The sequence below is a fragment of the Enterobacter cloacae complex sp. 342H5 genome (assembly GCF_050030905.1).
In the GTDB taxonomy this organism is placed as follows: domain Bacteria; phylum Pseudomonadota; class Gammaproteobacteria; order Enterobacterales; family Enterobacteriaceae; genus Enterobacter; species Enterobacter intestinihominis.
Map to the genome: position 1 here is coordinate 4,239,713 of NZ_JBLGVB010000001.1, position 11,832 is coordinate 4,251,544.

Sequence of the window (11,832 nt, forward strand, 5' to 3'; positions counted from 1 at the left end):
CTTATTTCTCACTGTCCACTAAACCACGCACAAACGCACGCTGCATGGCTAAAACGATAACGACCGGGGGGATAAGGGTGAGCAGCATCGCCGCCATTACCTGGTTCCAGAGGGTGGTGCCTTCGCCGGTGGCGATCATGCCTTTGATGCCTGCCACGGCGGTGCCGAGGTTGACGTCCTGAACGATCAGCAGCGGCCACAGGTACTGGTTCCAGCCGTAGATAAAGGTGATCACAAACAGCGCCGCAAGGTTGGTTTTCGACAGCGGCAGCACGATGTCGCGGAAGAAGCGCATCGGCGAGGCGCCGTCAATACGCGCGGCTTCAATCAGCTCATCCGGCAGGGTCATAAAGAACTGGCGGAACAGGAAGGTGGCGGTCGCCGAGGCCATCAGCGGCAGGGTTAAGCCCGCGTAGCTGTCGAGCATCTTCAGGTTGGCGATCACCTCCACCGTCGGGAAGATACGCACCTCCACAGGCAGCATCAGAGTGATGAAAATCATCCAGAAAAACAGGTTACGCAGCGGAAAGCGGAACCAGACGATGGCGAAGGCCGAAAGCATCGACACCGTGATTTTGCCGATGGTGATGCCGAACGCCATGATGAAACTGTTGAGCATCATCAGCCAGAACGGCGCGCTGTTGGCCCCCACGCCCTGGGTCCAGATAGTTTTCATGTTCTCGAAAAGATGCCCGCCGGGGACGAGCGTCATCGGCGTGTCGAACACCGCTTTGGTGTCCAGCGTGGCGGCGACGAAGGCCACGTACAGTGGAAACAGGATGACGAGGATGCCCAGGATCAGCAGGGTATGGCTGAAAATCGTCAGCCCGCGACGGTTCTCAATCATTGGTAGCGCACCTTACTTTCGACATAGCGGAACTGCACCACCGTGAGGATGATGACGAGGAACATCAGCACCACGGACTGGGCGGCAGAGGCAGAGAGATCAAGCCCGGCAAAGCCTTCGCGGTAAATTTTATAAATCAGCGTGGTCGTCGCCTGTACCGGACCGCCCGCAGTGGCGGCGTCGATCACCGGGAAGGTGTCGAAGAAGGCGTACACCAGGTTTACCACCAGCAGGAAGAAACTCACCGGGGCGATCAGCGGCAGCGACAGTTTGAAGAAGCGACGAACGGGCCCTGCGCCGTCAATCGCGGCGGCCTCCACCAGCGAACGCGGGATAGACTGTAGCGCGGCGAAGAAAAACAGGAAGTTGTAGCTGATCTGCTTCCACACCGAGGCGAACACCACCAGGAACATGGCCTGACCGCTGTTCTGGGCGTGGTTCCAGTCATAGCCAAACTCGCCCAGGAAGTGGGTAATCAGCCCGCGCCCCGGGTTAAACAGGAAGATCCACAGCACGGCGGCCACGGCGGGAGCCACAGCGTAAGGCAGCAGCATCAGGGTCTGATACAAACGGCTGCCGCGCACTACGTAATCCACCAGCGCGGCGAAGAACAGCGACGCGACAAGACCGCTGACGGTGACCAGCGCGCTGAATTTGATCGTCGTCCAGAAGGAGTCCAGGTAGTAGCTGTCATGGAACAGCGCGGTAAAGTTGTCCAGCCCGACAAACTGGCTGGAAAGCCCGAACGGATCGACGCTTTGTACCGAGTACCACAGCGCTTCGCCCGCAGGCCAGATAAAGAAGATAACGGTGATGACCAGCTGCGGCGCGACCAGCAGGTACGGCAGCCAGCGGGAACGGAACACCGGACGGGATGAGGACATTGAGATTAGGTTCCTGAACAATGCCGGGTGGCGGCTACGCCTTACCCGGCCTACATGTGGTACGTCGTAGGCCCGGTAAGCGCAGCGCCACCGGGCATTTTTTTACGATTTGGTCGACTGCTCAAAGCGGCGTAACAGTTGGTTGCCGCGCTCTACCGCTGAATCCAGCGCCTGCTGTGGCGTTTTCTTCCCGGTCCAGACGCTTTCCAGCTCTTCATCAACGATGGTGCGGATCTGCGGCATGTTGCCCAGACGCAGGCCTTTGGTGAACGGCAACGGCGGCTTGTTCAGCATCTGACGCGTCGCGATGTCCGCGCCCGGGTTCTTGCTGTAGAAGCCCTGCTCCCGGGTCAGGTCGTACGCGGCTTTGGTGATCGGCAGGTAGCCGGTCTTCTGGTGCCACTCGGCGGCGTTTTCCGGCTTCGCCAGGAAGTCGAGGAACTCGGCCACGCCTTTGTAGGTGCCGTTGTCTTTACCCTGCATCACCCACAGGCTCGCCCCGCCGATGATGGCGTTCTGCGGCGCGCCTTTTACATCAGCGTCGTACGGCATCATGCCCACGCCGTAGTTGAATTTGGCGTAGTGACGGATGTCCGCCAGCGAACCGGAAGACGCGGTAGTAATGGCGCAGTCACCGTTGTAGAACTTCTCGGTGGATTCGTCTTTGCGCCCGAAATAGCTGAAGTCGCCCTTCTTGTTCAGATCGGCCAGCAGCGCGATGTGCTTCACCTGCTCCGGCTTGTTAAATTCCAGAACCGCGTCGGTGCCATCGAAGCCGTTGTTTTTGGTGGCAACCGGCAGGCCGTGCCAGGCGCTGAAGTTTTCAATCTGGATCCAGCCCTGCCAGCCGCTGGCGTAGCCGCACTTCATCCCCGCCGCTTTCAGCTTCGCGGTGTACTCCGCCAGATCCTGCCAGGTTTTTGGCGGCTGTTCCGGATCTAAACCGGCTTTTTTGAAGGCATCTTTGTTGTAGTACAGCACCGGCGTGGAGCTGTTAAACGGCTGAGACAGCAGGTGGCCGGTTTTGGAATCGGTGTAGTAACCGGAGACGGTCGGCACAAACTGGGATTCGTCAAAGTTGATGCCCGCGTCTTTGAACACTTCATAGACCGGCTTGATGGCTTTGGAGGCCATCATGGTCGCGGTGCCGACTTCATAAACCTGTAACAGGGCTGGCGCGTTGCCGGTACGGAAGGCGGCGATGCCCGCGCTCAGGCTCTGCTCGTAGTTGCCTTTGTACACCGGCACAATTTTGTAATCCGGGTGGGTGTCGTTGAAACGTTGCGCCAGGGAGTCAACCTCTTTACCCAACTCCCCTTCCATAGAATGCCAGAACGGAATGGTGGTCACAGCCATTGCGTTCGCCGCAAAAGCCAGACCGATTGCCAGACCCAAAGCTGTGTGTCGTAACGATGTCATTGTCATCTCTCTTATTATGCCGGATGCGCGATATCACGCGTTTTGTGCTCGCGAGGTAACATGACATGCTCAAATGACAGAAAAATAACTGTTTGTTTACAGATAGGTGACAGCCAGGCGTCAGAGGGATGATGGTTGTGTGAAGGGGGTTGGGGTGTGGTTGGGTGCGGTCTGGTGCCCTCACCCCGCCCCTCTCCCACAGGGAGAGGGAGAAAAGCGATCGGTCCCCTCTCCCTTGAGGGAGAGGGTTAGGGTGAGGGGGAAATGCAATTAGCCGCCCAAATACGCGCTCCGCACCGCTTCGTTCGCCAGCAGCGCATCGCCGGTATCGGAGAGCACCACGCGGCCGTTCTCCAGCACGTAGCCACGGTCAGCGAGCTTCAGCGCCTGGTTGGCGTTCTGCTCGACGAGGAAGATGGTCATCCCCTCTTTGCGCAGCTGCTCGATGGTGTCGAAAATCTGCTGAATGATGATAGGCGCCAGCCCGAGCGACGGTTCATCCAGCAGCAGCAGACGCGGCTGGCTCATCAGCGCGCGGCCAATCGCCAGCATCTGTTGCTCCCCGCCGGACATGGTGCCCGCGCGCTGAATTCGCCGCTCCCACAGGCGCGGGAAGAGTTCGTATACCCATTTGATGCGGGTCTGGTATTCATCCCGGTGGGCGAAGAAACCGCCCATCGCCAGGTTCTCTTCGACCGTCATGCGCGAGAACACGCGACGCCCTTCCGGGACGATCGCTACCGCTTCACGCATAATTTTAGCCGTCTGCCAGTCGGTAATATCTTTGCCGTCAAACACAATCCGCCCGCTGGTGGCGCGCGGATCGCCGCACAGGGTGCCGAGCAGCGTGGTTTTCCCCGCGCCGTTGGCGCCAATCAGGGTGACGATTTCGCCCTGATTGATATGCAGGCTGACGTCGTGCAGCGCCTGGATCTTGCCGTAGTGCGCATTGACCTTGTCGAACGTTAACATCGCTTTTTCCATCTTATGCCTCACCAAGGTATGCGCGGATCACGTCCGGGTTGCTGCGGATCTCTTCCGGCGTGCCGTTTGCCAGCGGCGTGCCCTGGTTAACCACGTAGATACGGTCCGAAATGCCCATCACCAGCTTCATGTCGTGCTCAATCAGCAGGATGGTGGTGTCGTGATGATCGCGAAGCTCGGCAATCAGCTCGTCCAGCTCTTTGGTCTCTTTCGGGTTAAGGCCCGCCGCCGGTTCGTCGAGCATCAGGATCTCCGGCTGGGTCACCATGCAGCGCACGATCTCAAGGCGACGCTGGTCACCGTAGGCGAGGTTGCTCGCCTGACGGTTGGCGTGCTGGAGCAGGCCGATACGGTCGAGCCAGGTGGCGGCGCGATCGAGCGCCTCCTCCTGCGCGCGGCGGAAGGCCGGGGTTTTCAGCAGGCCGGAAAAGAGGCCGGTTTTGAGTTGCTGATGTTGCGCCACCAGCAGGTTCTCAATCACCGTCATCTCCCGGAACAGACGCACGTGCTGGAAGGTACGCACCACGCCCATGCGGGCAATCTGCTGGCCCGGTAGCCCTTCGAGGTGCTGGTCGCGCAGCATGATGGTGCCACCTGTCGGCTTGTAAAAACCGGTCAGGCAGTTGAATACTGTGGTTTTCCCTGCGCCGTTCGGGCCAATCAGGGAGACAATCTCTTTCTTGTGCAGATCCAGATTCACATTGTTGACCGCCAGCAGGCCACCAAAACGCATCATCAGACCGTTAACGGATAATAATGGCTGACTCATGCCTGCTCTCCTTTCGCTTCCGCGCTCTTAAGCTTCAGCTGTGGACGCGTCATCGGCAGCAAGCCCTGCGGACGCCAGATCATCATCAGCACCATCAAGCCACCCAGCATCAGCATGCTGTATTCGTTAAAGTCGCGCATCAGCTCGCGCGAGACCACCAGCAGGATGGCCGCGAGGATCACGGCGAACTGGGAACCCATCCCGCCGAGCACCACAATCGCCAGCACGAAGGCCGATTCGGCAAAGGTGAACGATTCCGGGCTGACGAAGCCCTGACGCGCGGCAAACAGCGTTCCGGCGAAACCGGCAAACGCGGCGCTGATGGTAAACGCGGTCAGCTTGATACGGGTCGGATTCAGGCCCAGGGAACGGCAGGCGATCTCATCCTCACGCAGCGCTTCCCATGCGCGGCCCAGCGGCATGCGCAGCAGACGGTTGATCACGAACAGGGTAATCACCACCAGCAGCAGCGCCACCAGGTAGAGCCAGATCACGCGGTCGGACGGGTCGTATTTGATGCCAAAGAAGTTGCTGAAGGTATCCCAGCCGCCTTCGCGGGCGGTACGGCTGAACTCCAGGCCGAAGAAGGTCGGTTTCGGGATCTGGCTGATGCCGTTCGGACCGCCGGTCACTTCGGTATTGTTGAGCAGCAGGATACGGACGATTTCGCCGAAGCCTAAGGTCACAATCGCCAGGTAGTCACCGCGCAGGCGCAGCACCGGGAAGCCGAGCAGGAAGCCCGCGGCGGCAGAGACCAGCCCCGCCAGCGGCAAACAGGTCCAGAAGCCGAGGCCGTAATAATGGTTCAGCAGCGCGAAGGTGTACGCGCCGATGGCGTAGAACCCGCCGTAGCCCAGCACCAGCAGGCCAGACAGCCCCACCACCACGTTCAGACCTAGCCCCAGAATCACGTAGATCATGGTCAGGGTGGCAATATCCACCGTCCCGCGCGATACCATAAACGGCCACGCCACGGCAGCCACCAGCAGCGCCACAAGGAACAGCTTCTGCTTCACGGTTGTACCGTCGATCGCCGGCAGGACGAATTTCGGCCCGGAGACGTTCTTCAGCGTCTTCTGGAACAGCGGACGCAGCAGCTGGAACAGGAACACCACGCCAGTACCGATAAACACCCACTGCCAGCGGATATCGGGGGCGGTATCCACCACCAGCTTCGTGCCGTCCAGCCCTAACTGGACGCCCATAAAGACGCCCGCCAGGACGAAGAACATGGCGGCAGAAAGCAGCGCCATCGCAAAATGCATCGGTTTCATACTTTCTCTACCTCCGGACGGCCCAGAATACCGGTAGGCATCACCAGCAGAACCAGAATCAGCAGGGCAAACGACACCACATCTTTATATTCGGTGCTCAGGTACGCCGAGGAGAGCGCTTCGGCCACGCCCAAAATCAGGCCGCCAATCATCGCGCCCGGAATGCTGCCGATACCGCCCAGTACCGCGGCGGTGAAGGCTTTCATCCCGGCCATAAAGCCGATGTACGGGTTGATTACGCCGTAGAACTGGCCGAGCAACACGCCCGCCACCGCCGCCATCGCTGCACCGATCACGAAGGTCAGGGCAATCACGCGGTCGGTGTTGATCCCGAGCAAGCTCGCCATCTTCAGGTCTTCCGCGCAGGCGCGGCAGGCGCGTCCCATGCGGGAGTAGCGGATGAAAACGGTCAGGGCCAGCATCGCCAGGAAGGTCACAATCCAGATAACCAGCTGCATGGTGGTGACAGAGGCGGAGAAGTTTTCGCTGGCCCCCACAATCCACTGGCCGTTAAACAGGCTTGGCAGCGCCACGTCGCGTGAACCTTCGGTCAGGCTGACGTAGTTTTGCAGGAAAATGGACATCCCGATGGCGGAGATCAGCGCGATCAGGCGCTTGGAGCTGCGCACCGGCCGGTAGGCTACCCGTTCGATACTCCAGCCGTAGGCGCTGGCGATCACAATCGCGCCGACAAACCCGGCGGCCACCAGCAGCCAGCTGCTGTCGATGCCCATCATCATCAGCGCGGCGATGATCATAAAAGAGACGTAGCTACCGATCATGTACACCTCGCCGTGGGCGAAGTTGATCATGCCGATAATGCCGTAAACCATCGTGTAGCCGATGGCGATCAGCGCGTAGGTGCTTCCCAGCGTGACGCCGTTAAACATCTGCTGCAAAAAGTAGAGAAACTGCTCGGACATATGCAAACCTTTTTATACCCGCCCGGTGAGCCGGGCGGTGGGATGATTATCTGGCGACCGAGGAAGACCCGTCGGCGTGCCACTTAAAGACACCAAATTCAAATCCCTTCAGATCGCCTTTCTCATCCCAGTTCAGCGGCCCAATCACGGTGTTCGCCCCGTGTGCTTTTAAATCTTTCACCAGATCCAGCGGCTCTTTGCTGCCGGTACGATCCATGGCCGTTGCCAGAGACTGCACGGCCGCGTAGGTGATCCAGACGTATGGGCCACTCGGATCTTTCTTCTGTGCCTTGAGCGCATCCACGATAGCTTTATTCGCCGGATCCTGGTCATAGCGTTTTGGCATCGTCACCAGCATGCCTTCGGCAGAATCGCCCGCGATGTTCGACAGGGAGGCATTACCGACGCCCTCTGGCCCCATAAACTGGGTTTTCAGACCGGTGGCGCGCGCCTGGCGCAACATCTGCCCCATTTCCGGGTAGTAGCCGCCGTAGTAAACGAAGTCGATATTCTCTTTTTGCAGGCGGGCGATCAGCGCGGAGAAGTCTTTCTCACCGGCGGTAATGCCGTCGAAGAAGACGATATTCGCCCCGCCTTTTTTCAGGCCGTCCTGTACGGAGCGCGCCAGGCCTTCACCGTACTGCTGTTTGTCATGAATGATGGCAATGCGCTGTGGCTTAACGGTTTCGAGGATGTATTTGGCGGCGGTTGGCCCCTGCGAGGAGTCCAGACCGGCGGTACGCATAATGTGCTGGTAACCGCGCTGGGTCAGTTCCGGGTTGGTGGCGCCCGGGGTGATCATCAGGATGCCTTCGTCTTCGTAGATATCAGACGCAGGCTGCGTGGAGGAGGAACACAGGTGCCCGATGACGTACTGGATACCGTCGTTAACGATTTTGTTGGCGACCGCGACGGCCTGTTTTGGATCGCAGGCGTCGTCATACTCCACGCCCACCAGCTTGTCGCCTTTGATGCCGCCTTTAGCATTGATATCTTTGATGGCCTGACGCGCGCCGTTGAACTCCATATCGCCCCACTGGGCAACGGGGCCGGACATCGCACCCACTACCGCAACTTTAATGTCGTCTGCCATAGCGGCATGCGAGATCGACAGTGCGACCATCCCCGCGATTAACGTCTTCGCGTTCCTTTTCATCTCAGAATCCCCATTCGTGAAGTGATGTTTATATTTTGTTTTATTATGGTTAAAAAGCATTCTGTACTTTTAATGAACAACGCTATTTTTACCAGTGCCTTTAATGGTTTAGCGCAGGTTTTTAACAAAAACCAGACTAATATCTCTATTTTTCAGGCGATTAAGCAAAGATAATATTCTGAAATCAGACGGAGATAAACAAATAAAAGCGCAGTTTGCAGCATAAAATAACGGTACAAAGCGCCGAATAAATCACTACCATTCAGGTTAAAATTCTGCTTATTTTTCGATCCATGTGTTTTCAAACTGCCCATCGCGTTGCCAAAAAACTAATCACCTGGTAAATGGGAAGAAAAAGAGAAAGTGCCTGAGCAATTAAATTGAGTACACTGGCCGTACTCTTTTTGATTTGGACAAGCAGCTAATGAAACTGACTATCGTGCGTCTGGTGACCTTTAGCGACCAGGATCATATCGACCTGGGCAAGATCTGGCCGGAATATTCCTCTTCATCGCTGGCCGTAGATGAGAACCACCGCATCTATGCCGCGCGCTTTAACGAGCGCCTGCTGGCCGCCGTCCGCGTAACGCTGAGCGGCACGGAAGGGGCGCTGGACTCCCTGCGCGTGCGCGACGTGACCCGTCGTCGCGGGGTCGGGCAGTATTTGATTGAAGAGGTGATCCGCGAAAACCCGAGCGTGACCTCCTGGTGGATGGCCGACGTGGGCGTAGAGGATCGCGGCGTAATGGCGGCGTTTATGCAGGCGTTAGGGTTTACGGCGCAGGCGAACGGGTGGGAGAAGCGCTAAAAGAAAGCCGGGTGGCGGCTGCGAGGTGCTCATTGTAGGCCCGGTAAGCGAAGCGCCACCGGGCAAAAGCGGGGCTGTGCGGCCTGATGCCCTCACCCCGGCCCTCTCCCACGGGGAGAGGGAGAAAACATTAAAAAAGGCAACTTACGTTGCCTTTTTGCTTTTATTTGGCGTCTGTCGCCGTGCCGTTGGCATGCCAGTCAAACACGCCGAACTCGAAGCCCTTCAGGTCGCCCTTCTCATCCCAGGACAGCGGCCCCATCACGGTTTCCACCGAGTTCGCTTTCAGCCAGGTGGCAATCTCCGCCGGATCGGCTGACTGGTTCAGGCCCGCTTGCAGAGACTGCAACGCTGCGTAAGTGGTCCAGACGAACGCACCGCTTGGATCCTGTTTCTTCGCCTTGATGGCATCTACAACAGGTTTGTTCGCAGGCACCTGGTCGTAGTTTTTCGGTTTGGTCACCAGCAGCCCTTCAGCAGACTCACCCGCGATGTTAGACAGGGAAACGTTCGCCACGCCTTCTGGCCCCATGAACTGTGTCTTCAGACCCGCCGCACGCGCCTGACGCAGGATCTGCCCCATTTCCGGGTGGTAGCCGCCGTAATAAACGAAATCGATATTCTCTTTCTTCAGACGCGCTACCAGAGTCGAGAAGTCTTTCTCACCGGCGGTGATACCGTCAAAGAACACCACGTTGGCATTCGCTTTTTTCAGGTTATCCTGCACCGCACGGGCCAGGCCTTCGCCGTACTGCTGTTTGTCATGAACAATCGCGATGCGCTGCGGCTTCACTTTTTCCACGATGTATTTCGCGGCGGTTGGCCCCTGATCGGAGTCCAGACCGGTGGTACGCAGGATCAGCTTATAGCCGCGCGCGGTCAGCTCTGGTGCCGTCGCAGCCGGCGTGATCATCAGAATGCCTTCGTCTTCGTAGATGTCAGACGCGGGCTGGGTGGAAGAGGAGCACAGGTGACCGATAACGTATTTGATCCCGTCGTTTACCACTTTGTTCGCCACCGCGACCGCCTGTTTCGGGTCACAGGCATCGTCATATTTTACGATTTGCAGCTTTTCGCCCTTGATGCCGCCCTTAGCATTAATGTCTGCAACCGCCTGTTCCGCGCCCGTAAATTCCTGGTCGCCGTACTGTGCTACCGGACCGGACATCGCGCCCACCACGGCCACTTTAATATCGGCCTGCGCCATAGTGCTGAATGCCAACGCGATACATCCTGCCAGTAACGCTTTACCCTTCATGTTCATCCTGAGATTCCCCATTATTATGGTTATAACGATTGTTGTGATGTTGTTGTGTAGCGCTTTATTTCAATTATAGGCGTGCTGTTCGCGCTTTTTCAGCATACTCTGCTAAAACATACCCCATTTTTATGATTTTGGAATAGCTAATTTGAAATGAAAATATGATAAGCCCGACTGTCATTTGAGCCGGGCTTTTGGCTTTATCGTGTCAGCGAGGCGGAAATAATATCCAGCGCTTTACGGAACTGCGCTTCGGGGATGGTGAGCGGGTAGAGGAAGCGGATAACGTTGCCGTAGACGCCGCAACTCAAAAGCAGCAGCCCTTCGTTTAACGCGCGTTCCTGAACCTGACGGGTAAATTCCGGCGACGGCAGTCCGGTTTGCGGATCGGTAAATTCCACCGCCACCATCGAGCCCTGTCCACGGATATCGGCGATCCAGGGACAGCCATCCTTCGCTTTATTCAGCACCTCGACAAGATGATGGCCGAGATGAGACGCGCGCGTGCAGAGATCTTCCTCGTCAATCACGTCCAGCACCGCATGGGCCGCCGCAATCGCCAGCGGGTTACCCGCGTAGGTGCCGCCCAGTCCGCCCGGAGCGGGCGCGTCCATCACCTCTGCCCGGCCAGAGACGGCAGAGAGCGGCATTCCGCCCGCCAGGCTTTTCGCCATGGTGATCAGATCGGGCTTCACGCAGTGGTTTTCCATGGAGAATAGCTTGCCGGTACGGGCGAAGCCGGTTTGCACTTCGTCGGCAATCAGTAAAATCCCGTGGGTATCGCACAGGGCACGCAGCGCCTGCATAAAATCAGCGGGCGCGACGTTGAATCCGCCCTCGCCCTGAACCGGTTCAATAATGATTGCCGCCACCTGATCGGGCGCGATATCGGCTTTGAAGATGCGCTCCAGGCTTTTTAACGCTTCGGCGGTACTGACGCCGTGCAGGTTGTTGGGGAATTGCGCGTGGTACACCGAGCCGGGGAACGGGCCGAAGCCGAGCTTATAGGGCGCCACTTTGCCGGTCAGCGCCATGGTCATAAAGGTACGGCCGTGGAACGCACCGCCGAAGGTGATAAGGCCGGGACGTCTGGTGTACGCGCGGGCAATTTTCACCGCGTTTTCGACCGCTTCTGCACCGGTTGAGAAAAAGGCGGTTTTGGCTGGCCCCTCTATGGGTACGCGCTGGTTGATGCGCTCGGCAAGCGCCACATAACCTTCATAGGGGACGATCTGGTAAGCGGTATGGGTAAAGGCATGAAGCTGTTTTTCGATGGCGGCGATAACTTTAGGATGGCGATGCCCGGTATTCAGCACGGCGATCCCGGCGGCAAAATCAATATACTCGTTACCTTCTACATCCCACACCGTGGCGTTTTCGGCTTTATCGGCATAGAAGTTACACATGACGCCGATACCGCGCGGCGTCGCCTGTAAACGCCGGTCGTTCAGTTCGTTATTTTTCACCCTGTCACCCTCTGAAAATCGCCTGCTTAGCGCATCAGTAA

At 57.9% G+C, this 11,832-nt stretch carries 11 protein-coding genes; 1 reads left to right on the plus strand and 10 read right to left on the minus strand.

What is annotated here, in order from left to right; translation table 11 throughout:
* Window position 1 precedes the first annotated feature (1 nt).
* From ugpE to livK, 8 genes are all read right to left on the minus strand, one after another.
* Window positions 2-847, minus strand: coding sequence for a sn-glycerol-3-phosphate ABC transporter permease UgpE (gene ugpE / locus ACQG03_RS20310; protein WP_022649657.1), 846 nt, complete (start codon window positions 845-847; stop codon window positions 2-4).
* Window positions 844-1,731 carry a sn-glycerol-3-phosphate ABC transporter permease UgpA gene (ugpA, locus tag ACQG03_RS20315; protein WP_022649658.1) on the minus strand — a complete coding sequence of 296 codons (888 nt, stop codon included), beginning with the start codon at window positions 1,729-1,731 and terminating at the stop codon, window positions 844-846. Before ugpA ends, ugpE begins: the two co-directional genes overlap by 4 nt.
* A gap of 102 nt (window positions 1,732-1,833) precedes the next feature.
* Window positions 1,834-3,150 carry a sn-glycerol-3-phosphate ABC transporter substrate-binding protein UgpB gene (gene ugpB, locus ACQG03_RS20320; protein WP_032626829.1) on the minus strand — a complete coding sequence of 439 codons (1,317 nt, stop codon included), beginning with the start codon at window positions 3,148-3,150 and terminating at the stop codon, window positions 1,834-1,836.
* A 270-nt stretch (window positions 3,151-3,420) separates the two neighbouring features.
* On the minus strand, window positions 3,421-4,134 hold the full coding sequence (gene livF, locus ACQG03_RS20325) for a high-affinity branched-chain amino acid ABC transporter ATP-binding protein LivF (protein WP_023298801.1): 714 nt from the start codon (window positions 4,132-4,134) through the stop codon (window positions 3,421-3,423).
* 1 nt (window position 4,135) lies between these two features.
* Window positions 4,136-4,903 carry a high-affinity branched-chain amino acid ABC transporter ATP-binding protein LivG gene (gene livG / locus ACQG03_RS20330; protein WP_022649661.1) on the minus strand — a complete coding sequence of 256 codons (768 nt, stop codon included), beginning with the start codon at window positions 4,901-4,903 and terminating at the stop codon, window positions 4,136-4,138.
* Complete coding sequence (locus ACQG03_RS20335) at window positions 4,900-6,177, minus strand: high-affinity branched-chain amino acid ABC transporter permease LivM (RefSeq protein ID WP_006812275.1); 1,278 nt, start codon at window positions 6,175-6,177, stop codon at window positions 4,900-4,902. Before ACQG03_RS20335 ends, livG begins: the two co-directional genes overlap by 4 nt.
* Window positions 6,174-7,100, minus strand: coding sequence for a high-affinity branched-chain amino acid ABC transporter permease LivH (gene livH / locus ACQG03_RS20340; protein ID WP_022649662.1), 927 nt, complete (start codon window positions 7,098-7,100; stop codon window positions 6,174-6,176). Before livH ends, ACQG03_RS20335 begins: the two co-directional genes overlap by 4 nt.
* Window positions 7,101-7,146: 46 nt before the next feature.
* Window positions 7,147-8,256 carry a high-affinity branched-chain amino acid ABC transporter substrate-binding protein LivK gene (livK, locus tag ACQG03_RS20345; RefSeq protein WP_023307130.1) on the minus strand — a complete coding sequence of 370 codons (1,110 nt, stop codon included), beginning with the start codon at window positions 8,254-8,256 and terminating at the stop codon, window positions 7,147-7,149.
* Between the two features lie 424 nt (window positions 8,257-8,680).
* Here livK and panM point away from each other — a divergent pair, with 424 nt between their 5' ends.
* Window positions 8,681-9,064, plus strand: a complete 384-nt coding sequence (gene panM, locus ACQG03_RS20350) for an aspartate 1-decarboxylase autocleavage activator PanM (protein WP_022649664.1) — start codon at window positions 8,681-8,683, stop codon at window positions 9,062-9,064.
* A gap of 163 nt (window positions 9,065-9,227) precedes the next feature.
* On the opposite strand, the gene livJ is transcribed toward panM, so the two are convergent.
* Window positions 9,228-10,328, minus strand: a complete 1,101-nt coding sequence (gene livJ, locus ACQG03_RS20355) for a branched chain amino acid ABC transporter substrate-binding protein LivJ (protein ID WP_015571474.1) — start codon at window positions 10,326-10,328, stop codon at window positions 9,228-9,230.
* Between the two features lie 197 nt (window positions 10,329-10,525).
* The gene (locus ACQG03_RS20360) at window positions 10,526-11,791 is read right to left on the minus strand and encodes a 4-aminobutyrate--2-oxoglutarate transaminase (RefSeq protein ID WP_063150760.1); all 1,266 of its coding nucleotides are present in this window, start codon (window positions 11,789-11,791) and stop codon (window positions 10,526-10,528) included.
* Window positions 11,792-11,832: the final 41 nt, after the last annotated feature.

Bases quoted from the DNA above. Each gene is read 5' to 3' on its own strand.
- ugpA (WP_022649658.1), bottom strand. From the start codon at position 1,731: ATGTCCTCATCCCGTCCGGTGTTCCGTTCCCGCTGGCTGCCGTACCTG.
- ugpB (WP_032626829.1), bottom strand. From the start codon at position 3,150: ATGACATCGTTACGACACACAGCTTTGGGTCTGGCAATCGGTCTGGCT.
- livH (WP_022649662.1), bottom strand. From the start codon at position 7,100: ATGTCCGAGCAGTTTCTCTACTTTTTGCAGCAGATGTTTAACGGCGTC.
- livG (WP_022649661.1), bottom strand. From the start codon at position 4,903: ATGAGTCAGCCATTATTATCCGTTAACGGTCTGATGATGCGTTTTGGT.
- livJ (WP_015571474.1), bottom strand. From the start codon at position 10,328: ATGAACATGAAGGGTAAAGCGTTACTGGCAGGATGTATCGCGTTGGCA.
- ugpE (WP_022649657.1), bottom strand. From the start codon at position 847: ATGATTGAGAACCGTCGCGGGCTGACGATTTTCAGCCATACCCTGCTG.
- panM (WP_022649664.1), top strand. From the start codon at position 8,681: ATGAAACTGACTATCGTGCGTCTGGTGACCTTTAGCGACCAGGATCAT.
- ACQG03_RS20335 (WP_006812275.1), bottom strand. From the start codon at position 6,177: ATGAAACCGATGCATTTTGCGATGGCGCTGCTTTCTGCCGCCATGTTC.
- livK (WP_023307130.1), bottom strand. From the start codon at position 8,256: ATGAAAAGGAACGCGAAGACGTTAATCGCGGGGATGGTCGCACTGTCG.
- livF (WP_023298801.1), bottom strand. From the start codon at position 4,134: ATGGAAAAAGCGATGTTAACGTTCGACAAGGTCAATGCGCACTACGGC.